Source organism: Marinifilum sp. (assembly GCF_965230805.1).
In the GTDB taxonomy this organism is placed as follows: Bacteria; Bacteroidota; Bacteroidia; order Bacteroidales; family Marinifilaceae; genus Marinifilum.
The window spans coordinates 549,712-575,287 of sequence record NZ_OZ246019.1 but is presented as its reverse complement, the minus strand read 5'-3'; the positions used below and the strand labels follow the sequence as shown (position 1 = coordinate 575,287).

Annotated in this window: 13 protein-coding genes; 11 read left to right on the top strand and 2 right to left on the bottom strand. The window is 37.9% G+C overall.

All coding sequences use genetic code 11. The features are described 5' to 3' along the window. Together ACO05S_RS02185 and ACO05S_RS02180 are read left to right on the top strand one after the other, a co-directional pair. Nucleotides 1-945 (top strand): type IX secretion system membrane protein PorP/SprF, encoded by a 945-nt coding sequence (locus ACO05S_RS02185; RefSeq protein ID WP_421919909.1) that lies wholly within the window; start codon nt 1-3, stop codon nt 943-945. 19 nt (nt 946-964) lie between these two features. Next, complete coding sequence (locus ACO05S_RS02180) at nt 965-3,100, top strand: OmpA family protein (RefSeq protein ID WP_421919908.1); 2,136 nt, start codon at nt 965-967, stop codon at nt 3,098-3,100. A gap of 217 nt (nt 3,101-3,317) precedes the next feature. Here the strand turns inward: ACO05S_RS02180 and ACO05S_RS02175 are convergent, their stop codons facing one another. Both ACO05S_RS02175 and ACO05S_RS02170 read right to left on the bottom strand, forming a co-directional pair. Continuing rightward, entirely contained in the window at nt 3,318-6,581 is a 3,264-nt protein-coding gene (locus ACO05S_RS02175; RefSeq protein ID WP_421919907.1) for a S41 family peptidase, read from the bottom strand. Nucleotides 6,582-7,182: 601 nt separating this feature from the next. Further along, nucleotides 7,183-7,881 (bottom strand): DNA-binding domain-containing protein, encoded by a 699-nt coding sequence (locus ACO05S_RS02170; protein WP_421919906.1) that lies wholly within the window; start codon nt 7,879-7,881, stop codon nt 7,183-7,185. A gap of 778 nt (nt 7,882-8,659) precedes the next feature. Between ACO05S_RS02170 and ACO05S_RS02165 the strand changes: the two genes are divergently transcribed. The 9 genes from ACO05S_RS02165 (at nt 8,660) to ACO05S_RS02125 (ending at nt 25,465) form a co-directional block, all read left to right on the top strand. Then, nucleotides 8,660-9,211, top strand: a complete 552-nt coding sequence (locus ACO05S_RS02165) for an RNA polymerase sigma-70 factor (protein WP_421919905.1) — start codon at nt 8,660-8,662, stop codon at nt 9,209-9,211. A gap of 346 nt (nt 9,212-9,557) precedes the next feature. After that, nucleotides 9,558-10,712 carry a FecR family protein gene (locus ACO05S_RS02160; RefSeq protein ID WP_421919904.1) on the top strand — a complete coding sequence of 385 codons (1,155 nt, stop codon included), beginning with the start codon at nt 9,558-9,560 and terminating at the stop codon, nt 10,710-10,712. A 212-nt stretch (nt 10,713-10,924) separates the two neighbouring features. Continuing rightward, nucleotides 10,925-14,551 (top strand): SusC/RagA family TonB-linked outer membrane protein, encoded by a 3,627-nt coding sequence (locus ACO05S_RS02155; RefSeq protein ID WP_421919903.1) that lies wholly within the window; start codon nt 10,925-10,927, stop codon nt 14,549-14,551. Between the two features lie 11 nt (nt 14,552-14,562). Beyond that, the gene (locus tag ACO05S_RS02150; protein WP_421919902.1) at nt 14,563-15,951 is read left to right on the top strand and encodes a RagB/SusD family nutrient uptake outer membrane protein; all 1,389 of its coding nucleotides are present in this window, start codon (nt 14,563-14,565) and stop codon (nt 15,949-15,951) included. A 276-nt stretch (nt 15,952-16,227) separates the two neighbouring features. Beyond that, nucleotides 16,228-18,486 (top strand): Gldg family protein, encoded by a 2,259-nt coding sequence (locus ACO05S_RS02145; RefSeq protein WP_421919901.1) that lies wholly within the window; start codon nt 16,228-16,230, stop codon nt 18,484-18,486. Nucleotides 18,487-18,606: 120 nt separating this feature from the next. Beyond that, nucleotides 18,607-19,536, top strand: coding sequence for an ABC transporter ATP-binding protein (locus ACO05S_RS02140; RefSeq protein ID WP_421918811.1), 930 nt, complete (start codon nt 18,607-18,609; stop codon nt 19,534-19,536). 98 nt (nt 19,537-19,634) lie between these two features. Next, nucleotides 19,635-21,977, top strand: coding sequence for a Gldg family protein (locus tag ACO05S_RS02135; RefSeq protein ID WP_421919900.1), 2,343 nt, complete (start codon nt 19,635-19,637; stop codon nt 21,975-21,977). A gap of 191 nt (nt 21,978-22,168) precedes the next feature. Beyond that, nucleotides 22,169-23,821 carry a DUF4369 domain-containing protein gene (locus tag ACO05S_RS02130; protein ID WP_421919899.1) on the top strand — a complete coding sequence of 551 codons (1,653 nt, stop codon included), beginning with the start codon at nt 22,169-22,171 and terminating at the stop codon, nt 23,819-23,821. 243 nt (nt 23,822-24,064) lie between these two features. After that, nucleotides 24,065-25,465 carry a TlpA family protein disulfide reductase gene (locus ACO05S_RS02125; RefSeq protein WP_421919898.1) on the top strand — a complete coding sequence of 467 codons (1,401 nt, stop codon included), beginning with the start codon at nt 24,065-24,067 and terminating at the stop codon, nt 25,463-25,465. The last annotated feature ends 111 nt before the right edge of the window (nt 25,466-25,576 follow it).

The window sequence follows — 25,576 nt, the reverse complement described above, 5'->3', positions numbered from 1 at the left end:
ATGAATAGAAATACTTTTAAAACTCTAAAATATATTGTCTTGTTTGTGCTGGTTTTGCCTTTTGTGAATCAAGCAAAGGCACAGCAAGATCCAATGTATACTCAATACATGCACAATCCATTAACGGTGAATCCGGCTTATGCCGGAAGCACCGATATGATGAGTGCAATGTTCTTAGCTCGCGAACAATGGGTTGGTTTCGATGGAGCACCAAAATCGCGTACCTTAACCTTAAGTGCACCAATCACAAAGTATGACATTGGTGCTGGTTTTTCATTTATTAACGATGAATTGGGACCGGTAAAGCAAAATAGTTTTTATACAGATTTTGCATATCATCTAAAAATTAGTGAGAAAGGAACTCTTTCAATGGGTTTAAAAGGTGGTTTTGATATGATTCAGATTGATTTAATGAACCTTACTTTGGATCAGCAAAACGATGGTACTTTCTCGCAGAATTTCGAGGAGAAGTTCATCTTGAATTTTGGTTTAGGACTGTATTACTACACAGATCGATTTTATTTAGGGGCTGCTATTCCAAGAATGCTGAAAAATAACTACGATAATGATGGAATCAATACAAGCAGTTTGGGATACAAGGAACGTCATTATTTTGTAACAACAGGTGCACTCTTTGATCTAAACGACTATATCAAATTAAAGCCTTCGGTTTTATCTAAAATTGTTTGGAATGCACCAATTTCGGTTGACTTATCAGCCAATTTTATTTTCTACGATCAACTATGGTTGGGTGCATCTTACCGAGTTGACGACTCAATGAGTTTCATGATACATTATCAATTATCCGATCAGTTACGTGTTGGTTATGCTTTTGACTTAACGGAGTCAGAACTGAGAAGATACAACAATGGAACGCATGAAATAATGGTTGCATTCGACTTCCAGTTCAACAAGAAGAAAATAATGACACCTAGATATTTTTAACCCAAGATTGAATAGAACGATGAAGAAAGTTACATATACACTGTGTCTGATGTTTTTACTGATTTGTGTTCAGTCGCAGGCGCAAATATTATCGAAAGCAGACAAGTATTTTAAATCATTTGCCTATCAGGATGCCATTGAATTGTATGAGATTCTTTGGCAGAAAGATAGTCTGAATGAATATTTGGTAAAGCAATTGGCTACTTCCTACCAAATGCTGAACAACTCGGTGAAAACTGAGGAGTGGTATGCCAAAGTGATGAAGACAAGTGATGTTAAGGCAGTGGATTATTTAAGTTATGCCAGAGCTTTGCAAGCCAACGAAAAGTATGAGCAGGCAAAGCATTACTTGGAACGATATGAAGAGCTAGCCAATACAGGTTTAAAAGAAATCGATTTGGATTATATTTCAGAATTAAAAGGAGCGGAGAGTAGGTATTCAATAGCTCCAATTTCGGCCAATTGCGAAGCTTCTGATTTTGGAACAGCTTTTTACAAGAATAAAATTGTTTTCTCATCCGCAAAGGCAAAACCAAGTTTGATTAAGCGAAACTATCGTTGGAATGAGCAGAACTACTTGCGGTTATACACATCTAATCCATTACAAAACGGAGATTTAAAGAAGACTGAATTGTTATCAAACGAATTGGGAACCAAGTTTCACGATGGTCCGGTTTGTTTTAATGAGGCTGGTGATGAAATGTATCTGACTCGTAATTTTGTATCTGATTCAAAAAAAGCCAAAAGAAACGATAAAGGTGTGGTTAGCATACAGTTGTACTTTAGCAAGAAAACAGGTAATAAATGGTCAACACCTAAATTAATGTCGGTTAATCTTGATGGATATTCAACTGGTCATCCAAGTCTTTCTAAAGACGGTAAAAAACTGTATTTCATTTCTGATCGTCCGGGCGGAATAGGTGGAACGGATATTTATATTTCGGAGAAAAAAGGAGATGCATGGTCTGAACCCATTAATGCAGGTAATCGGGTGAACACCAAAGAGAACGAAATGTTTCCATTTATTACCGATAATAATATCTTGTATTTTGCATCAAAAGGTCATGCTGGATTAGGTGGATTAGATATTTTCTGGATTGATGATTTGAAAAATGGAGAAATAGTAAACCTTGGATCACCTATTAATACCTCAAAAGATGATTTTGCTTTGATTTTGAAAGAAGGTAAAGGTTATCTTTCATCAAACAGAGAAAAAGGAGAGACTTTCGATGATATTTATCGATTCGAAATTTTGGGCAGAACAATAAAAGGGCAGGTCTTCAATTCAGAAACCAATGAGATTTTAGGCTTTACCAAAGTTTCCTTAATGGATAAGAGTGGTAAGCTGGTAAATGAAATCGAAACCGAAGAAAATGGAAAATTCAATTTTACCATTAATGATGTTCAGGATTTTAAATTGTTATCAGTAAAACAGCAATTTACTGATGGCACAGAAGAGGTGTTGGCGCTTGATTTAATGGATCAAACAGAAGCTTATCGAAAAATATATCAGGCTCCTGACAATACACTGCAATTGGACGGATTGGTGGTTTATAAAGGTGATCGTTCTCCTGTCGAAGGGGTTAGTGTTACCATCAAAAAGAAAGGATCAAACGAACTAATCGATTTGATTACAAATACCGAAGGAAATATCATCAGTGCATTGGAAAGAGATAATGAATACCTGATTGAATACCATAAAGAGGATATCCTGGCAAAATCAAACCAGATTAGCACCTTCGATATTACTGGTAATCGCATTTATGTGGAAGAAGAAGTTGATAAGGTTCAGGTTGGAAAAGTATTCGTTTTAGATAATATTTTCTACGACCTGGATAAATCGAATATTCGACCGGATGCAGCAATTGAGCTTGATAAATTGGTTATCATTTTGAACGATAATCCAACATTGAAGATTGAGTTAAGTTCCCACACCGATTCTCGTGGTAGTGATGCCTATAATATGGCATTGTCAGATCGAAGAGCAAAATCTGCTGTGAATTACATCATCGAAAATGGAATCTCTAAAGATCGAATTGTGGCCAAAGGATATGGAGAAACCAAACTAATTAATCACTGTTCTAATGGGGTAAAATGTAGCAAAGCTGAACATCAGGCCAACCGTAGAACCGAGGTAAAGGTATTGGAGTTGTAGAATATATCTACCTCAACCCCTAACCCCTTCTCCTAAAGACGAAGGGGGATGGTCTTCAAGAAATTAAGTTCGTGTGCTCTTCTCCTCAAGAAGAAGGATAGGATGAGGTGATATAAAAAAGATTAGCCGTTGAGGAATATTTCTCAGCGGCTAATCTTTTTTATACTACGGTGCACTGCACCTTTATTACCCTTTGTTTATTAGGACTATAAATACCTTATTCAGTACATTCCTCCAGCAAAGCCTTCACAGCAGCTTCTAACTGTTCATCTTCACCTTTGGTGATGGTTTCCGGCATATTCTTTACCTGAATATCAGGAACAGTCTGATTGTTCTCTAACCATTCTCCGGCTTTGTTTTTCGCACTTACAGGAATCGATCCCCACAGAACTCTGTCGTTCTGAAGCATTTCCCAGCCAGCGAAACTACAAGTTCCGGGAACAGGCATACCAATCATTTTACCAATACCCAAATCTTTGTATGCGCATGAAAAGCAGTGTCCATCACTATAATTCGATTCGTTTACCATAGCAACAGATGGCTTGGTCCAACGGTAAGATGGTTCATAACCAATTGTACGATCCTCAATGGCATATTCCATAAAGGTTTCGCCGGTAAGAAACATGGTAATATCACCCACCAAATCGCCACCGCCATTAAAACGAGTATCGATAATAATGCCGTCGCGATCGTAGTATTTACCCATCACTTTTTCGTAGGTGTTGCGGTAAGCTCCATCGTTCATTCCCGGGATGTGAACATAGGCCAGCTTACCATTACTCAAACGGTCAACCTCTTCCTCGTTTTTCTTCACCCAACGCTTGTAAATCAAGTCAGATTCAGCGCTGGTAGAAATTGGTTTTACAGTAATATCCTGGTATTTTTTAGTAGATGGATCGAAAATATGAAGTGCCGTAAATATTCCGGCTTTACGATTTAAGAACTTGGCAAAATCATCATCTTTACCAATCTTAATACCATCAATCTGCTCGATAATCATACCGGCACTTATATTGAACTTTTTCTTGTCCAATGGGCCATCTTTAATAATTTCGCTAATCTTAATGCCATCACCTTTGTGCTTGTAATCAATGAAAATACCTAATGAAGCGGTTTTATCACCATTGCGAATGCCACCGTAGTAGCGAGCTCCGGAATGAGATACATTTAACTCACCCAACATCTCCGATAGCAATTCAGTAAATTCAAAATCGTTGCTGATTGATTTCAATTTCGGCTCATAATTATCTCTTAAGGCATCCCAATCCACTCCATGATAATCCGAAATGTAGAACATGCCTTTGTTACGACTGTAAACATGATCGAACATTTGCTGACGCTCTGCTTCAACATCCAAAATCATTTCGCTATTTACCGAAATGGCTTTTTTCGTTTTGGCAGCTAAATTTACTTTCGATATTGTTCCGTTTGATAGTAAGAATAGCGTTTTCATTTTCTTATCCCAAACCAAACTTCCACCTTTCGATCCAACAGGAATCAATTTTTTGGTTTCTTTTGTACGAAGTTTGGTGCTCCAGATGCTATAATCTTTATCAAATTTTGCAATGTAGTAAAGAGTTTCACCATCTTTTGAAAGAACCGCATCGCTCAATTTCGAAGAGTGAATAGTTAACCTCTTTTTGCGATCTTTCATGCCATCCCAATCGAAAGTAAGCAGGCTGTCTTTTTTGGCTTCGGCCTTTTTGTCTTTATCTTTCTTCGACTTTTTCTTGTCTTTATCTTCGGCCTTTTTAGCCTTTTCTTTTTTCTCTTTTTCCTTCTTCTCAATCTCTTTCAAAAGAGCATAGTCGTCTTTACTCATGTTAAAACGATCCCAGGAATCTTTGGTAAAGAACATGGTGTACACATCCATCTGTTTTGATCCGCTGTTAGCATACGAACGTAAACCATGACGATCACTGAACCAAAGCATTTGCTTCCCTTTGTTCACCCATTTTGCATAGCTGTCGCCATATCCACTTTCCGTAAGGTTGATCATTTTCTGTTTTCCATTAGCCGAAATCAATACAACTTCGTCATTGCCCAAAACAGGAGAGTAGTCAACCAGCAACCATTTGCTATCAGGACTCCACGCAAAATACTGATCACCTTCTCCCATGTAATACAGTTGGTCACCATTCATAATGGTACGGATCTTTTTGCTTTTGATATTAAATACCTTTAAAGAGCGTCTGTTCTCAATAAAAGCAATCTCTTTTCCATCGGGCGAGTATATTGGCTGGTAGTTTTCGTTGTTGTTTACAATTATCGGCTCTTCCTTAAGTAAGGTTGAAGCATAAAAGTATGGTTCTGTATCGTTAACTTTTTTACTTGCGTAGATTCCCCATTTAGCATTGCGTTCGCTCGCATAAAGAATGCTTTTTCCGTCAGGAGAAAAACTTACAAATTCTTCGGCAGCTGGGGTAGTGGTAATTCTTTTTGTCATTTTTCCTTCTACCGATGATACAAAAACTTCACCTCTAACAATGTAAGCAACTTCTTTTCCGTCAGGCGAGATAGCCATTTCGTTTACATTGCCACGAACCGAGATAATTTGCTCGTTATTGGCCTTGTCCTCAGTGCGAATATTTACTTCTACCTTCTCTTGTTTTCCGTTGTACATGGTAAACAATTCACCATTGTGAGTGTAGCAAAGTGTTCCCTTATTCGCTATACTTAGGTAACGAACCGGATGCATTTTAAATGAAGTTATCTGTTTGTTTTGATTCGGAGAGGCAAGATCCAATTTGTGTACATTAAAACATCCGCTTTCTTCGCTCAAATAGTAAATGCTTTTCTCATCAGGAGCATACACAGGATTTCTGTCCTCACCTTCGAAAGAACTAATCATTTTATGCTTGTCATTCTCTACATCATAGGTCCAGATATCTCTGGTAACAGCAGAAACATGATGCTTACGGAATTTGTCTTCGCCGCCTTTTACATCATGATAAATGAACTGCTTTCCATCTTTACTGATTTGCACATCTTCGGCAGGAATCGTAAAAACCTGATCAACTCTGCCACCCTTGGCAGGAACCTGATACAATTCAGTCTGCGATCGATGAGGATATTGTCGGTGCATAGCATCATCTAATCGAATACCACCAAACAATACATTTTTATTATCGCGGGTGAAAGTGTACGGAACTTCGTCGTTCGAATGATAAGTCAAACGGGTAGCAGCACCACCATCTGCATCCATAATGTACACATCAAAGTTTCCAAAACGGTTCGATGCAAAAGCAATTTTGCTACCGTCATGACTCCATACAGGCATGTAGTCGTGTGCTTTATGAAAGGTTAATGGGCGAGCCTCGCCACCTTTACTCGATACCAAATACAAATCTCCTCGGTTTGTAAATACAATCTGTTCGCCGTCAGGCGAAATTGCTGCATATCGTATCCATTCAGAATTGCCATTGGCAAAAGTATAGGAGTTACATAATACAGCAAATAAGAAAACAAATAAATTCTTCATTTTACAATAGTACTTGTGGTTTAAAAATGATGCAAATGCATCGGTTTGTCAAATTTTCTTAGAGAGTGGGTAAAAATAAGTAAAATTTTAAACCTGAGATTTAATTCAATAGAAAGAATCCGGTTTTATTTGATTGGTTGTTAGCGAGCAAGCAGGTAAGGGGGCTTGCTCCTTTTGCTTTTGTATTCAGATACTAAAGCTTGTTAAATGCTAGTGTGAAGAGTGTTAATAAAACGAATTAAAGTTTTTGAAAATATTTTTCTTTTTACAAGGCAAGGTTTACAGGCATAGCCGTAGCTACGGCGAAAAAGCTTAACGCAGTAGAAAGGAAAATAGGTCAAAAAATTAGTTCGGGGAATTAGCATTCTTTACACTAGTTTAACTTGATTAAATAAAATAGAAGCTACACTGACCCGAACAGTTCGGGCTACACTTGCCCAAACAGTTCGGGCTACACTACCCAAACAGTTCGGGCTATACTGCCCAAACAGTTCGGGCTATACTGCCCAAACAGTTCGGGCTATACTACCCGAACTTTAAATGATAAAAAAAAGAGTCGGCATTACAATACCGACTCTTCTATTCAATTTGGATTTACCATTTAAACACTGGTTAAATCATAAGCGAACTGACCTGTTCTTAGTTTTTTAGAATCATGTAAAATTACACGAACCTCAATTTTAAAACTGCCACTTGTCAAACTTTCAGGTACAAAAAACAACAACTCCGAAGGTTTGTTTTTCACTACATTCTCAGCACGAGTTTCTGTTCCATCGTTAGCGATAAAGAAAATACCCTGCTTAGGATCTTCAGAATTGAACTTAAGAAGAGAACCACGAATTGAGGCAATCTGTCCTGGAGTGAAAGATTCGTTCACCACATTGTTTTTTAGGTCAACAAATTGTTGAAGAACCGGCTGTGGAGAAGAGATTTCAACCTTGCGTAACTCGATTTCAGAGATTGCCTTTGTTAATCTGCTACCGGCATTTAGGTTCAAGCGAATTGCATGTCGCGAAGGATCGAAACCATCACTTTGGTCGGTAAACACGCCTGCAACACTTGGTGTAATTTTAAACAGTTTAGTGTGTACACTGTTGCCGTTTTTTACTGCCTCTACCACTGTATACTCAAATTCTTCAATCACCGAAAGAGCTTCGGCCTTTGTAACTGTCGATCCTTTGCCAATCATTTGTTCAACAATAGATTCAACAGTTACTGTTTCGTTGTTAGTTACTACGCCCATAAAATCATTTGGGTCGTCTGTTAAATAGTTTGGTGCTAAACCATAGCGTAAAGCCATAATACTAAATTTTTTGTAATCGCAATTGCATCTTTACGTAATTTGTATTAGAATTGCGATTGATTATTACTGGGAACCCTTCGGCCAATTCATTCTTTGCTGTTGTCTAATTCATACAAAGTCTGAAGAAAGGTCGCTGGGTTCCGTTATTTTTATAAGATCCGGAGAGAAACTCCCTCTAAAAATCTTAAAAGAAAAACCGAAGGTAAATAAATATTAAGGAAAATTAAACCTTCAGGCATGCAAAGTTTGTCAAGATCATTAAAATTAACATTATTTAACGCTCGAGAAGAATGATACCCCATTATGTAAGGAGCATGATTAAAATAATTATTACTCATATATGTATGATTATTTTAATTTGTTGTCTTCTGTCTGATAGGTGCAAATAATTATAAGCAGAAGATGTTTTATAAGAATTTTACGTCGAACTCACGTTATTTTAAACAAGAGCCGAACGCATGATTAGCAAGATGAGGAACACATTGAAAACCTTTATTAATGGTATTGCCGGATAGGCTTGCGCAAAAACGCCCAAATTGTATAAAAACCCTGATACAATATGCTTTTTGGGGGTTGAAAATGTTGTGCAGGTGCATGCATAACACAACCAGAAGTTACACAATTGATTTTAAGCTTAGGCAGTACGAGTTTAATTACTCCTGATCCTATGAGTTTTGTTTTGTGAAATACGATTTAAGCATAATTTGGATACGATATTTTTATGAATCGAATAAAACTATTTATTTTGTAAGCGAAATTAAAACCTACAACCACCTTGACCGAATCCAATAAAATAAAACTATCCGGAGACACTTTTCGAAAAATCTTCGATCGGTATTTTGCAAGCCTTGTAGGTTTTGCCAACACCTTCTTGTTCAACACAGAATTGAGCGAGGACTTGGTGCAGGAAGTTTTTATGAGATTATGGGAGAAGCAGGATGAGTATCATAACGATATTGCGCTTAAGGTTTATCTGTATCGAGCCGTTCGTAACAAGTGTTTAAACAATATCAAGCATGAGCAGGTTAAAAACAAATACATTGCAGAGTCCTTGCCCAAATTGGAAACAGAAGAATTCTTTCTGGATCAGGTTTTATCCGAAGAAGTTTCTCGATTGCTTTATATGTTTATTGCTGAACTACCCAAGCAACGCCAACAAATTATTAGGTATAGCCTTCTTGGTCTAAAGAACCAAGAGATAGCCGACATTATGGGCTTAACAGTTAATACGGTTAAATCTCATAAGCTTAATGCGTATAAGGTTCTTCGCGAAAAATTAGGAAAACATGCTTATTTGTTAGCCATTTTATTGGAACTGAACTTGTAAGTTTTGTAGAATTAGATTGTTTCATTCCCATACTGGTAAGGTTTTAAAAGAAGCTCAACAGGTAAATTATTTTGTTATGGGTGAACAGCTATCTCTTCAATTGGCTAAAGAGCTCATTTTTAATAAGGCTGCGCAAACCTGATTCCCTTCAAAATGAATATGCCGAACCCCAATAATTAGCAATTTTTTAAAGAAAACGAAAAAACAACTAACACCTTTTTATAACTTCCTTGTCTCTTAATAGAATTAAGAAAGAAATATATCTTAAAAGAATATAAATGTTTGATTAATAAATTAATTAAAAATTGACTATTCTGTCTTTATATAAGAAAATCACACCTATGCTATGAATAAGATATTCAAGATTGCAACATTAATTTCCAAAGAAAAAGTGGGTGACTTGACTGCTGCTGAACAGCAATATCTTCATGAATGGAAATCGAAAAATGAAAGGACTTACCGGTTGGCTTCTGATTCTAAACAGATTCAAAAGAAACATGAGCTATATGATAAAATTGATCCGGAAAAATCCTGGAATAAAATTACCAATAACATTCCCGAATTAAGAACGAAAGTAATTCGATTGAGGACTGTGATGAAATGGGTGGCTTTGATTGTATTGCCATTATTAGCTACTACCTACGTATTGAATGAAGTGTATTGGGGTAAAAATCAAGTAGTGGTTGAAGCAGGAAGCCCGAAGGCCACTCTGGAGTTATCGAATGGAGAGATAATTTATTTGGAAGATTACCAGGGAAGAGATATTAAATCAGGAAAGGAAAAATTGGCGAGTAATGTCGATAATGTACTGGTATATCAGAAGGGAGATGTAGCTGATGAGGTATTGCACTACAATACCATTACAACACCAACTCAAGGTGAGTATTCTGCAAGTTTGTCCGATGGAACCAAAATTTGGCTAAATGCACAAACAAAAATAGAGTTTCCCGAGAGGTTTGGAAAAGGAAAGCGTGAGGTGAGACTAATAAGTGGGGAAGCCTATTTCGAGGTGACTAAAAATGAAGAAAGACCATTTATAGTTTTATTGAGCAACGGATCGGAAGTGGAAGTGTTGGGAACCCGATTTAATGTGATGGCTTACAAGGACGAAGCTGAAATACAGACCACTTTGGTTGAAGGAAAAGTAAGATTTGGTATGATGGATGAAGAGGTGCTTCTTGCCCCTGGAGAACAATCAGGAATGAATACAGAAACTGGAGAAGTGCAGGTACGTGAAGTAAAAACCAATATCTACACTGCATGGGTAAATGGAAAGTTTGTTTTTAATCGTGAACCTATGGAGAGTGTACTAAGAAAAATGTCTCGTTGGTATGGTGTAAAGGTGATTTGTGATGATGAGGCAGTATTGAAACGTAGAATTTCCGGTGTAACCGACAGGTATGAAGATATTTACAAGTTCATCAGTCTGATTGAAGAGATTTCACCAATAGAATTGGATCTGGAGGATGATTACCTCATTGTAAGCCGAAAAGTAAAATAGTTGAAAAGTAGAATGGTAGAGATGCAAGATTTTGCGTCTAAATGAATAAGAAATACAAATTTTAGGGGCACAAGATCTTGTGCCCTGAAATACCACCCGCTTTGGCTGGTGGATATAAAAAAAACGGGGAACCTGGACCGTTCCCCGCAAACCCGAGTCTTACGACTCAATTGTGATAAGTTAAACTAAATGTCTAACCCAATTTCAAATTTATGAAAAAAAATTGTGTTACCGGCAGTAAGGAGTATGCATTCACTCCACTGCGAAAAATACTCTTAAGCATGAAACTAAGCGTATTTCTATTTTTACTCGGAATCATAAACGTGCAAGCCAATGATTTGTTTTCGCAAACTTCATTGAGCATTGAAATGAAATCGGCTAGTGTTGAAGAAGTTTTGGAAGAAATTAAGCATCAGTGCGATTACGACTTTATTTACGATTACGAGTACGTAAAAGAACTAGAGGATGTCGATATCAACTTTGATGCAGCATCTTTAGACGAAGTATTGTACGAAGTACTTAAAAATACAAACCTTGATTACCGTGTTGAGGACAAGATGATTGTTTTGTTTCCTCGCGAAGTGCTAAAACAGAAAGCCAAAATCCAGACGGAGCAGGCTGGTGAACAACAAGAAAAGAAAACCATAAAAGGTAAAGTTACCGATAAAGATGGGGTGCCGTTGCCAGGTGTATCTATAGTAATTAAAGGATCGACTATTGGCGTGGCAACTGATATTGATGGGAATTACTCTTTAGAATTAGAAAACGAAAATGCTGTTTTGGTATTCTCATTTGTTGGTATGTTGCCACAGGAAATTGCTTACAAGGGACAAATTGCACAGAATGTAAGCCTTTTGGCTGATACCGAAACAATGGACGAAGTTGTAGTTACGGGTTATCAAACCATCTCATCTGAACGAGCCACTGGTGCATTCGAGAATGTAAAAGTGGATGCATTATTAGAGCAAAAAACCACGGCAAATGCATTGGATATATTAGAAGGTGAAGTGCCTGGTTTATTATATGAAAATATGGGAAATGGTACGCCAGCGCGTATTTCTTTACGAGGTTTAAACAACTTTAATCTTGGTGATAGTGATGTTGATGATCATGCTCCTTTGGTTGTTGTGGATGGTTTCCCGATTAATGGTATTTCTGGAGAGGGAGATTATGGTGGTGATTTTGTTACTAATACCATTGAAAAAATTAACCCTGCCGATATTGAAAACATTTCGGTGCTGAAAGATGCAGCAGCAGCTTCTATCTGGGGAGCGCAGGCAGCCAATGGGGTTATTGTAATTACTACCAAAAAAGGTAAAAAAACAGATAAGCCACAAATCAGCTTTAATTCATCCTTCTCTTTTCGTGAAAAACCAAATTATTCCGATGCGTATTTAGGTTCTATAGATGATAACCTTATAATGGATGAATGGTATGCCGAAGAAGGTCGAGTTTATCCCGGATCAAGGGGGTTAAGTTTTATAAATAAGGAAGGAATACAGGCCTATTACGATTATAACAATGGCGATTTAACCGAGGCTGAGTTAGCTGATAAAATAAATAATCTGAAACAAAACGATTATATCAAAGAGTATAGTGATTTGTTTTTAAGAAACCATACACAACAGCAATACAGCTTATCAGTTAGTCAGGGTAATGATAAGTATCAGTACCGCATAGGATTAAACTATCAGGACGAAAAAAGCTTTAATAAAGGCGATGGCAATCAAAACTATGGAACCCTTATTAACTTATCAACAGAATTGCTAAAGGGTGTTAAATTAAGTTCTAAAATTGGCTTTAGCAAGCGCGACGTTCAGAACAATGGTATAGGTGCTATCTCAAGATTTCCTCTTTATAGTAGGATATTGGACGATAATGGCGATTATACTTCAATGAATTACCATGTTCATCAAAATGTTAGAGATGAAGTATACCAGGAGTTGGAAGCCTATTTACCTTTCGATTGGGATTATAATCTTAAAAGGGAACTAGATAACAAGGATAATAGCTCAGAAGTAAGAAATACAGATTTTCAAGCTCGACTGGATATTGATATTTTTAAAGGTTTAAAGGCAGAGCTTAGCTATGATTACCAGCACGGACAAACTACAAAAAGGGAATATTATAATGAGGAAACATGGGAAGTAAGAAACTCAGTGGTAAATTCTGCTTTTTATAAGAGAGTGCCAGGTAGTTTTAAGCCAGTGCCAACTGGCAGTTTTATGATTCCACCCAATGGTGGACTTCTTGAAGGGAACTCTTATGCGTCTTGGTCAAATACCTACAGGGGACTTTTAAACTTTACAGGATACATTGACTCGAATAAGAAACACTTTGTTACAGCCATTGTGGGGATAGATTATAGGGACGAGTATTACAATGGACGAGAGAATGAAAGCGTACATAACTATGATCCACAAGCATTAACTTATACAGATATCGATAGAAGACTGGATCCTACTAATAAATATCAAAGCTGGAGGGGTCGTAGAATGAATGATTTACGAAGTAGTATACGTATTAATCGGGATCATAATCGCTATTTATCTAATTATACCAATGTGGGGTATACTTTTAGAGAAAAATACACACTAACAGCTAGCTGGCGATTAGACGATTCTAATCTGTTTGGTTCATCGGATAAATACCGAAATGTGCCTTTATGGTCTACCGGGTTTAAATGGCGTTTGGCAGATGAAGATTTTATGAATGTATCTTTCCTTAATCGACTTGACCTTAGGGTGAGTTATGGTACTGGAGGTAGAATTGATAAAAGTTCTTCACCTTTCTTAACGATTACACCAGCTAATGATACTAAAAGACCTGAAGTTAATATTGCGCGATTTTCTACTTATCCTAATGAGGAGCTACGTTGGGAGAAAACAGCTACGCTAAATGCTGGCTTTGATTTTGCCATGTTCAACAATAGGCTAACTGGGTCATTTGAATATTATAAAAAATATACCTCCGATGTATTGGGCCGTTCATCTGTTGACAGAACCTATGGATTATCGAAAGTTACGCTGAATTATGGTGAAATCTCAAATAAAGGATTCGACTTAAGTTTGAATTATCGCATCATTCAAAATAGCAATATCAATTGGAATATGGGTGTGTTGGTAAATCATAACGTTAATAAAGTTGAAAAATATGAAGGAGGAGAAACCTTATCTTCTTATATCAGTAGTAGTTCTCCGCTAGAAGGACATGGTTTGTCAGATGTTTATGGCTATCGTTGGGCAGGTTTATCACCGGAGGATGGAACAGTGCAGGTATATAACGAAAACGATGAAATAGTAGGTTGGCAAGATAGTAAGAAGCCTACAAAAGATGGATTAGAATATGTAGGACAGCTGACACCTAAGTTTTTTGGTAATTACAGAAATAGGGTGAGCTATAAAGGTTTAAGTCTTGATGTTTTATTAACCTATAAACTTGGGCATGTTTTTAAAAGATCAACTTTAATTCCGCAATATTATCGTTCTAACTTGCACGAAGATGTAGCAAAACGCTGGACGAAACCAGGTGATGAAAAAACTACTGATGTTCCTTCCCTTTCGATAGGAGGAAATACTAATACCTTTATCTCATATGGTGGGCATATGTATGAGAAAGCTTCGCATATACGTATTCAATCCATTGGTTTAAGCTATAAGTTAGACAGTAAGTTGCTTGCCAATACTTTTATAAAGGGAGTTACTATAGGTGTTAACGGACGTAATCTGGGCTTGCTTTGGAAAGCCACTGATAAAGATATAGATCCTGACTATGGTAATAGAGCTTATACCTATAAAAACAGGGCAACCTATTCTATGAATTTAAAAGTTAATTTTTAATCTGAAATGCGATGAATAAAATTAGAATTATATATTTGTTTGTTTTCCTGATTGCATTTGCGGCATGTGACAGGGATGAGTTATTGGACATTGCTCCCTATGGTAAAATTATACCAGAAACTGTAGAAGATTTTCGTTTACTATTAAATGAAAGAAATGACAATATAACATCTTATGAAATAGATTGTTATTTGTCGGATAATGTAAAAGTACCTGATGGAACTTATACTAATTATTTTACGGATAATACATCTAGATATTACGATGCTTTAATGTGGAATGAACAATTTGGTTATGATACAGAAGAGGATAATGAGTATTTAATATTGTATAGGCATGTGCTAAACAACAATGTTATACTACAGTATATTGAAGATGCAGTTGGCAGCCAGGCAGCAAAAGATAAATTGATATCTGAAGCTAAGGTACATCGGGCTTTTGCCTATTTTTCACTGGTTAACCTTTACTCTGCTCAATATGAAAAAAGTACTGCGGCCAATACTCAAGGGGTTCCTATAAGGTTAAGTTCTGAATTTTCCGGTGCCTCTTCAAGAGCTACTGTTGCAGAGGTGTACGAGTTAATACTTCAAGATTTAAACGCTGCTATTGATAGTAAAGCACTTGAAACATCGCTTACTAATATTAATTGGCAGCCTTCAGAGGCGGCAGCATATGCATTATTGGCCAGGGTAAAGTTGCAGATGATGAACTACCCTGAGGCATTGGATGCTGCGGATAAATGCCTGAGTATATACAATACATTAATCGATCATAATGTCATGAATCCAGATACTCGAAACTACGAAAATGCCGAAGTAATACTCCTAAAACAAAAGACATCTGGATGTCCCGCACTTCTAGAAACCTATGCATCGGATGATTTAATTGCTCTTTATGATGCGAGTAATGATTTGCGTTTATCGGTGCGTTATCAATTGGAAGAATCTTTAGGTGATTATTTTTTTGACAGGGTAAGAGATTGGAAAGGATCTATGAATTATATAGGTCCTTCAGTGCCTGAGATGTACCTTATACGCGCAGAATGTTATTCAAGAATGAATAACGGTGCGGAGTTTCAAAAAGCAATTGATGATTTAAATACTCTTAGGGTAACGCGCTATGCTACAGGAACGTATAGTAACTTAACGATAACTCAGTTACCGGATGCAGCTACAACCCTTGCATTTGTTAAAGAAGAAAGAAGAAGGGAAATGGCTTATCAGGGTATGCGATTATTTGACATTAAAAGATACTTGGCAGAAGGAGAAGGAGATTCGATAAATCTTGTAAAGACTATTGAAGGAATAGAGTACAAACCTGTTAATAATAACCGATTAATAGTACCTATTGCGAAAATAATTAGGGAAAATGCTCCTGGAATTGAACAGAGTCCGAGATAAACGCTTGAATTATTAAAATAATTACAGATGTAAGAGGAGCACCTACAAGTGCTCCTCTTGTTGTATGATTGCAATCCGTATTAACCTTAATTAACTCAGTTTAACCTGGTGTTAACCCAATAATTGAAGAAAGAATATGAGTTTTGAGAAAAATTCGAAGAGACTGGTAAAACAGAATCAATAGAACAAATAAAAGTTAGTTGCAGCAGTAAGAGGGCTAATAGCTAATAGCCAAGATCTAACAGCCAATAACTAACAACTAATAGCTAAATAATAATGAAAATTACACTAAAAATTGCAAAACTGCAGCTGCTCAATCTGATGTATTCGCCCATATCCTGGGTGGTGCTGATGGTTTTTGCGCTTTACTCCGGTATTAGTTTTACCGATGGCTTAGAGTCTTTACACCGAACGTTCAAACAGGTTCCTGATCTGATGAGCCTTAACACGAATCGCTTGTTTACTCAGGATCGCTGGGGTTATTTCTTTAAAATGAAGGAGCTTATGTTCCTGTTTGTACCCATATTGACCATGGGCTTTATCAGTAATGAGATGAACAGCGGAACCATTAAGCTCTTGTATTCCTCACCTTTAAAAATCAGGAATATTGTTGTGGGTAAATACCTGGCCATGCTGATATTTAGTCTGGCTATTGTATTGGTTATGGCAATAGCCATTATTGGAGCAGGCTTATTTATTCCTGATATGGATACGGGTGTTACCATAGCCGGTTTAATTGGCTTCTTTTTACTGATTGCTACTTACTCGGCCATCGGTTTGTTTATGTCGTCCCTGTCGCGTTACCAGATTATTTCAGGCCTTGCAACCATCGCCTTTTTATTTGTGCTTGATTTTCTTGGAGGATTGGCACAAGACGTACCCGTATTAAGAGACATACTGTATTGGTTATCCATTTCAAACCATACCACACCGGCACTACAGGGCTACCTGGTAAGTACCAATATTTTTTACTTTATCATTGTATCGGTTTTATTCCTGGCCTTTACGGTGAATAAACTGCATGCCGACCGCCAAAATAAAAAGGGAAAACAAAAAATACGCTTGCAATCGGCAGCCTACCTGTGTATTGCCATTGTGTGCATTGGCATAGCTGCCATGCCTAAGTTAAAGGTATATGGCGATATGACCGAAACAAAGCTGCACACGGCCCACCCGGGTACACAGGAAATATTGGCACAGCTAAAGGAAGACCAGCTTAAGGTCAAGTTTTTTGCACACGTTAACAACATTTGGGTCCGACCAGAAAGACGGAAAGGGTATGAAAGACAATATTATGGTAGTTACACACGCTTTTTGCGCGATACCAAATTCGAATACCAAATTTTTTATTCTCCTGTAAGAAGCGATCAGTTCAAAGGGGAGTTTAAGAATTACAGCCCTCGTAAAAAAGCAGAACTGGTTGCCTATTACAAAGGTTTGGACATGGACGATATTAAAGACATTAAAGAGCTGGATGCAAAGGAACAGGAAGTTTTGGGCAGGTATGATATGGCTTATAGCGTTCTGCATAATTTTGTTTACAAAGACCAACAGGCCTTTTTTATGCGAGATCGTGATGATCGTTCCTTATTTGCAACTGAGATTGAATGGGCCACTGCTTTTAAAACGCTTGTGCATTCGCCTTACCAGGTGAGCTTTATTACAGGCCACAAAGAAAGAAACATTGAACGTGCCTGGGAGCAGGACTGGAACCGTATGGCAAAAGTATCGACCCACCGTTCAGCACTGGTAAATAATGGCTTCAAGGTAAACAGCCAGGATATTACAAAAGGAGATATTAAGGAGGATACGGATATCCTGATGATTCTGGATCCTATGCAGTCTTATAGCGAGGAAGAACTTTCGAAAATTAAATCCTACATCGATAAAGGAGGGAATCTTGTTATTGCGGCTGAAGGCAAAAACAGTGCTTTCATCAATCCTGTTTTAAGCCTGATTAATGTGGAAGTTCAGAATACTTCCATTGTAAGCGACCATACGGGGCGTGTGAGCGAAGTATGTTTGGGAACAGTCAATAAAAATGCCCCGGGCCTGCTTATCGATTACGGCATGGATGAAATAGAATTGCCTGGAGCTTCTCCGCTTACTTATAAAGAAAAGGATGGTTTTAAGGTGATTCCATTGCTAAGCACTAATGACCAAAACTCAAGTCTGGCCGATCAAGATCAAAAGGAAAGCTTTACCGTGGCCTTGGCATTGGAACGTGCTCAAAATGGCAAGCAACAGAAAATTATTGTAGTTGGAGATGCCGATTTTGCCGCCGATAAAGTGATCCTGAAAAATAAGAGTACCAGAGATCCTTTTACAGCAAACACACTTTTCTATAAAAACATTTTCCGATGGTTCACTGCCGGTGAATATCCATTGTTGTTCGAAACCATTAAAGGAAGCGACAACACGATAATCATGAGCAATGCCAAAGAGAAGGTATATAAGATTGTGTATATCTGGATTTTCCCATTTGCCTTATTATTTATTGGCGGATTCATTTTCTGGAGAAGAAGAAGGATGTGATGCAGTTGTTAATGTGTAGGAGTGAAACGAACTACGCATTTACAAATGCACATCCCGATGACTATCGGGATAGCTTTCAAATCAACAAATAAACAGTTAAACAAATCAACTATTAAAGTCATGTCAAACAAAATATTAGAAATCAAAAACCTGTCGCACCGCTATACTAAAAACTGGGCTATTCGCGACATCAATATAGAAATGCACTCCAACGAAATCCTTGGATTATTAGGATCCAATGGAGCAGGTAAATCAACCACCATGAATATTCTTTGTGGTGTTTTGAACCAAAGCGAGGGAGAGGTATTTATTAATGGGATCGACCTGCGTAAAAACCCGGAAGAAGCCAAAAAGAACATTGGTTTCTTACCACAAAAGCCGCCGGTGTATCCTGATTTAGCCGTAGAAGAATATTTAAAGCATACGGCACACCTACGTTTTGTGCCGGAGAAAGAAATTCCGGCAGCCTTGGAAGCAGCCATGGAAAAATGTGGTTTGCTGCACATGCGCAAAAGACTAATTCGTAACCTATCGGGAGGTTACCAGCAGCGTGTGGGTATTGCACAGGCCATTATCCACAAACCAAAGCTGGTTATTTTCGATGAGCCAACCGTAGGTCTGGATCCAAACAACATTGCTGAGATTCGTGAGTTAATTCGAGAAATTGCACAGGATCGTGCCGTTATTCTTTGTACGCATATTTTACCTGAGGTACAGATGATTTGTAAAACGGTTAAAATGATCGAGCAAGGAAAACTGGTATTCTCTGATAGTATTGATGCCTTTAACGATTACGTAGAGCCGGATACCTTGTTTGTAGAAATGGGCAACCCACCATCTATCGATGCATTAAAAGCCATTGACGGGGTGCTGGAAGTAGAGCCTAAAAACGGAAACCAGTTCCGTGTGAAGTTCGATTTCCATAAAAACGTATCGGAAGAAATCATTAGCCAGAGTGTGAAAAACGATTGGAAACTTAAAGAAGTAGCCATCGAAAAGCAATCGCTTGATTTAATTTTTGCACACTTATCGGGGAAGGTAAAGAAGTAATAATTGCTACAAGTTACAAGCCACAAGCCGCAAGCCAGAAATACATCTGCTTGCACAAAGCTTGGAGCTTGGAGCTTGAAGCTTGAAGCTTTAAAAAAATGAAAACAACAATAAGAATAGCAAAACTCGAATTGAACAACTTGTTCTATTCGCCATTGGCATGGTTGGTGCTGGTGGGCTTTAGTATTTTTACAGCCTACGAAATTATTCCTACTCTTAAGCACATTGCAGAAATGATGGGCATGCGTAATTCGGATGCAGGCAGGTCAATTACCGAGTGGATATTTACCGGAAAACACCGTACTTATTTTGCATACACGCGTGATTTGTTAATGGTCTTAATTCCCTTAATTAGCATGGGAGTTATCAGCCGCGAGGCAAGCAGTGGTTCCATTAAACTCCTGTATTCTTCGCCCATTAAACTGGGGTCCATTGTAGTGGGAAAATACATTGGTGTAATGGTGTTTGTAAGCATGCTGATGTCCATATCCTTGCTGGGTATATTTATCGGGAACTTTACAGTTGAGCACCTCGATTTTGGACGGCTAATGAGTGTCTTTATCCATTTATACCTGTTTGCAGCTTTAATTGCTGCCATTGGGGTATTTATTTCCACCTTTTCAGCTTACCCCATTGTGGATGCTGTAGCCACCATTGCCCTGGTATATGGCTTGGATTTGCTGTATGGCCTGGTAGATGAAGTACCCGTTGTCAATGTTATTATGTACTGGATTGCACCATCGCAACAAATGGAATATGCCTATAGAGGTTTGGTCACTTCACAGTCCCTGCTCTATTTTGTGGTATTGATCATCCTGTTTGTATCCTGGGCTTTCCTTAGAATGGTGCTAAAGCGCCAAACAAGTACGGCCAAGTGGATGACCCGTGCAAAAATGACAGCTTTGCTTGTATTTGCCATGGGGGTAATCTATACCACTACCAAGCCTGCATTGCTTTGGTACAAGGATATGAGTGCCACACAAATAAATGTATTAAGCCCGGTAAGTAAAGAGGCTTTGGCAGATTTGAAGGATCAACCCATTAAAATTACTACTTATGTGAATTTGTTTGGGGAAGACACCTATGGTTTAATGCCTAAAGATCATGTTACTGCCAAAGCTTTTTTCCATAAATACTACCTGGAATATCCACAAATTGAAATGGACTATGTGTACTACTACAATCCATTACAATTGGAGGCTTATCAAGATAATGTCATGTTTGGCAAACGCATTAGTTTGGAAGAGACCATCGATTATATGTCCAAATTAATAAAAATGGATAAGAGTGACATTCACCATATCGATGAGTTGGGATTAAGTGATGATATCCTTAAAAATTATGCCAATTTCCATTTCAGAATATTGGAAAGCAAGGGGAAGAAAAGCTTGTTAAAGTATCAGTTTGATGATATGATTGGCTGGCCTGATCAGGCACAAACAACAGCAGCATTCAAAAGACTGGTTGCTAAGTCCTATAAGATCGCCTTTGTAGAAGGCCACCAGGAAAGAGGAATCGATGTGAATGAAAAGGTAGCGAGAGCCCGAAGAGCTTATTATCAAAAGGTAAACTACCCTGAAAATTACGATTTGGCCATTTCATCAGCCGATGAACGATATGCCTTAAAAAACAATGGTTTTGATGTGGTGAGCTTAAGTCTTACTCAGGAAGTGCCTTCGGATGTGGATGTACTGATGATTGCAGAACCCAAATCAGAATTCTCAGATCAGGAACTAGCCAATCTTAAAAAGTATGCTGATAAAGGGGGGCATCTGATCATTGCCTCAGGTCGTGGCAACGAAAAGGTGATGAACCCGATTGTGGCAGAATTTGGTGTGGAATACCTGCCCGGTATGTTGGTAAACGATAATCCAAACTATCCGGCTGATTTTAACCTGGCAGAACCGCAAGGTGAGTTCAAAGAAAGCCTTTTGTTTAAGCCGGATGTACAGGTAATTAAAGCCACTGCTTTAAAGCTGGATGAAAACAAGGGCTTTAAATCCTTTGTCCTACTTAGCTCAAAAGGCAAGGAAACCTGGATGGATGCAACAGGACCAAACGAGTTTGGAGAAATTACCTACAACGAAGCTGAAGGCGATAAAAAGGCAAGTTTACCAATCGCTGTTCAATTGGAAAGAAAGGTGAAGAACAAAAGCCAGAAAGTGCTGATTGCCTCGGATGCTGAATTTCTGAGCAATGCAAGGCGTTATCAGGCTCCGAAAGGAATCCGTGTTGCCAATGCAAGCTTCATGTCTTATCTGTCAAAATGGTTGACCGGTGGCGATTATCCGCTGGATATTCCACGTCCTGAAGACAAGGACCTTCGAACTACCATAGCCTGGGAAAACATTATTTGGCTAAACTTATTGTTGTATGGATTTGTACCAGGTCTGTTTGTATTCTTTGGTGGTAGAATGTTACTGAAGAGAATGAGGAATTAATTTTAAAGAAACAAGACTTAAGTATCAAGAAACAAACTTGATGCTTAAGTCTATAAATTCTAAAAAAATGAAACGAACATGTAAATATTAATCTTAAAAATTACACACAGGGTAATGATTAAAATTTCTTGAGAGTTCCATCCCGATAAAATCGAGACAAGGAGTGATAATTGTAAACAAATTTTAGACACATGAAAAAACAATATCTCATACTTCTACTTTCAGTAGTAGTAATGGCAGCTTGTAATCCTTCAAAGAAGAAAGAAACAAGCACTAATGAAAAATTCGTTATCAGCGGTGAAATCACCGGGAAAAGCGAAGGCATGGTCTATTTCTCTTTTTACAATGAATTAAAAAAAGGGGAATGGTTGCGAGACAGTGCACGAATTGAAAATGGAAAATTTTCATACGAGGCAGATTATTTTATGCCCCGAAGAACAAATGTAAGATTTGATAAAACGAATTATAGAAAATCAATCGAGTTTTATATTGGCAAAGAAAAAGTCAATATGAAAGTAGATGTTAATAATCTAAAAGCTACTGTTATTGAGGGGAGTCAGTTCGATAAAGATTTGAAAACTTTTAATAAGCAAATGGCCGAATATAGCTTTGTTCCCGGATTGGAAGAGGCAGTCAAGAAGTTCAGGGATCAAAATCGTCCTGAGGCCGAACGTCACGAAATTCGTAACAAATTTGTCGATCCTGGAGAAGTAATCAAAAAGAAAAAAGAGGAAGAGTTTAAAATAAAGTACATACAGGAACATCCTGCCTCTGAACTTTCGGTGTTTTTGGTACCAGGATTATTAGACAGAAAAAATGCAGCATACGCAGAAGGTATCTTAAATAATTTCGAGCCGGATTTCAGAAAAACTCAGCCTGCCTTAAAGGTGATTGAGGGCCGCATTGCCAGTAAAAAAGAGACAGATGTGGATGTGAAAACTTACCTGGCTGATGTACCCGATATTGCTTACCAGTTAGATAAGTCTTTTAAAGGCAAACATTTGGGTAATCTGGCTTATTTAGCAAGCATGAAGAATGATAGAATTTGTGGTGTTACATCAGATGGAAAGGTTGTGATATTTGATACAAAAGGAAAGATTTTGGGTGAGTTTGCTACAACCTATAAGCAAGATGTCACATCAATTGCTGCTGATGAAAATGACAATATCTATGTAAATTTCTTTGTGAAAATTAAGAAAAAGGTGAAGGTTCGCGGTCGTATGATGGAAAGACATACTTATGGAGAATCCCTATGTATTGTTTATGATATAAAAGGAAATAAACTAAGGGAATTTCCTTTAAAAGGCTTTACAAGACCTTCAGGGGCTAAAATCAGAGGGAAACAGCTATTGGTGTCGAATTGCTACGACAATCCTAAGATATGCATATTTGACAGAGAAACAGGAAAACTGCTCAAAGAAATAGAAGGCCTAAGGGCATGTTGTGGTATTTTGGATTTTGATATTAACGAAAAAGGTGAGTTTATTGTGGGTAATTTGGGAGCTTTCAGAGTAACAGGATATTCACCTGAGGGTAAGCACAAGTTCGACTTTGGGCAACGCGGTCAGTCAATAGATGAGTTTGTGGGTTGCTGTAACCCGGTAAGTGTGGCTTCCTTATCAACCGGCGCTATCGTGACCGTTGAAAAGACTCCTACACGGATTAAGGTCTACAGCAAGAGCGGCGCAAGATTGGTTGATGGCGTTTATGAGCTGGTAAAAGGTTGTTTGCATATTCCTATTGCAGTAGATAGTAAGGATAATATTTACCTGGCTTCACCGGAAAAAGGCGTGGTGAAATGTGTTGCCGCACAAGGTGCTAAAGAATTAGCAAGTGCAAACTAAGCTTGCTACAGCGCGAGTAAAATTATTATCGTGTTCCTCGCTTGCTAACGCGCGAGTCCCCTCGGGTGGTTATTAAGAAATTAGGAGTACCAACTAAAAATAAATACAATGAAACGAACATGAACTTATTTAATCATAACTACAGAAAAAAGGATGATTAAAAAAGTTTATGTGAGAGCGGAGCGGTTCCATCCGTTCTCAAATTTTAAAGTAAAATATTGACAACTTGAAAATTTTAAACGGATGAAAAAATTAATAGCAATCAGTTTGTTGGTTATGGGTATAGCCTTACAAACATTAACAGCACAAGTAGTTGTAAACGTAAATGTAACAGGTGATGATGTACGAGGTCCCGGAGTTATTATGCTGGGGGATGAATTAATTAAAATCCTCCCGGAAAGTGAAGATAACAAAGGCAAGGGTACATTGGAACTGGATATTACGGAACCACAATTTATTACTTTCAGAAACGCCTGGGGTATGAATCACATTCGGTTTTATGTGTCGCCCGGTACCGAGTTAACGATCGAAGGGGAAAATAATAGAGCCAAAATTGGTTGGCCCGGAAGAGTTTCTCAACCTACAACTATTACCTGTAACGATGGGGGTATTAACCAGTTTTTGCTGGATTATCAGAAGGCCTATTCAAAAGATTATTATGCTCCCTTTACGCAGGAAGATATCGATAATAAGGGTGCCAATATAGTGGAAAGATTTCATGCAATTGAAAAGAATATACAGGACGAATTAGCTAAAACCAATTTTTCCGATGAGGTAAAAAAAGAAGTAAGCAACTATTTGACTTTCTTTAATATGTATGGACTAATGTGCATCCCTCAACTTGTTAAAGAGGCCGGGAATCAGTTTGAAGGAGGTGATGCGTATTACCAACTATTGAATTCCCTTGCAAAAGAAGATGAAAAGTTGTACAAGACACTTTATCTCTATTCAGAATACTTTTCGATGCTTTTGGGTGAAATAGCTGGAGTAGAAGGTGCAGAAGGCTATGAGCGTGCTTTAAAAGTGACAAAAAGAGCCTTGAAGTTCGAATCGAAGCTAATTAGGGAACGAATGGTTTTTCAGTTTACTGCCGGATATATTGCAAGCAGAGGTATAAAGGGTACTGAAGAGTTACAAAAACTATTTGCCGATAATGTAACCAACGAAGTGTATAAAAAGGAACTTGAAGGTGTATTTGCCAGAGCTTCTCACATAAGTGAAGGGGATATTTCGCCCGACTTTAATTATGTAGATGTTAATGGCAATATGGTGTCCTTAAAAAGCCTGCGAGGAAAATACGTTTACATTGACATGTGGGCAACCTGGTGCGGTCCTTGTAAAAAGGAAATCCCGTTTTTAAAAGAGCTGGAACATGAATATGCCGGAAAAAATATCCACTTTGTAAGTATATCGAAAGACCGACCAAAGGATATTGAAAAGTGGAAAACCATGGTGAAGGAAAAAGGCATGGGAGGCATTCAGCTTTTTGCCAATGGAGATGAAGGTTTTTCCAACGCTTATATTGTGCAGGGAATACCACACTTTATACTTATTGACAAAGAAGGGCGGGCACTTAAAATGAAAGCACCACGCCCGTCATCAGAAGAAATACGACCACTTTTGAATTCTTTAGAGGGTTTGTAATATTAAGCTTGCTGCACGAGTACGATAACTACCATACTCGTGCAGCAGTTGTGGAAAGTAATAAAATATGATGTCTAGACAATAGACTGATGGATATGTATAATTCTAAAG

Excerpts from the sequence above, each read along its gene's own strand:
- ACO05S_RS02155 (WP_421919903.1), top strand. The coding sequence starts at position 10,925 with ATGAAAAAAAATTGTGTTACCGGCAGTAAGGAGTATGCATTCACTCCA.
- ACO05S_RS02140 (WP_421918811.1), top strand. The coding sequence starts at position 18,607 with ATGTCAAACAAAATATTAGAAATCAAAAACCTGTCGCACCGCTATACT.
- ACO05S_RS02150 (WP_421919902.1), top strand. The coding sequence starts at position 14,563 with ATGAATAAAATTAGAATTATATATTTGTTTGTTTTCCTGATTGCATTT.
- ACO05S_RS02180 (WP_421919908.1), top strand. The coding sequence starts at position 965 with ATGAAGAAAGTTACATATACACTGTGTCTGATGTTTTTACTGATTTGT.
- ACO05S_RS02135 (WP_421919900.1), top strand. The coding sequence starts at position 19,635 with ATGAAAACAACAATAAGAATAGCAAAACTCGAATTGAACAACTTGTTC.
- ACO05S_RS02145 (WP_421919901.1), top strand. The coding sequence starts at position 16,228 with ATGAAAATTACACTAAAAATTGCAAAACTGCAGCTGCTCAATCTGATG.
- ACO05S_RS02170 (WP_421919906.1), bottom strand. The coding sequence starts at position 7,881 with ATGGCTTTACGCTATGGTTTAGCACCAAACTATTTAACAGACGACCCA.
- ACO05S_RS02175 (WP_421919907.1), bottom strand. The coding sequence starts at position 6,581 with ATGAAGAATTTATTTGTTTTCTTATTTGCTGTATTATGTAACTCCTAT.
- ACO05S_RS02125 (WP_421919898.1), top strand. The coding sequence starts at position 24,065 with ATGAAAAAATTAATAGCAATCAGTTTGTTGGTTATGGGTATAGCCTTA.
- ACO05S_RS02130 (WP_421919899.1), top strand. The coding sequence starts at position 22,169 with ATGAAAAAACAATATCTCATACTTCTACTTTCAGTAGTAGTAATGGCA.
- ACO05S_RS02185 (WP_421919909.1), top strand. The coding sequence starts at position 1 with ATGAATAGAAATACTTTTAAAACTCTAAAATATATTGTCTTGTTTGTG.
- ACO05S_RS02160 (WP_421919904.1), top strand. The coding sequence starts at position 9,558 with ATGAATAAGATATTCAAGATTGCAACATTAATTTCCAAAGAAAAAGTG.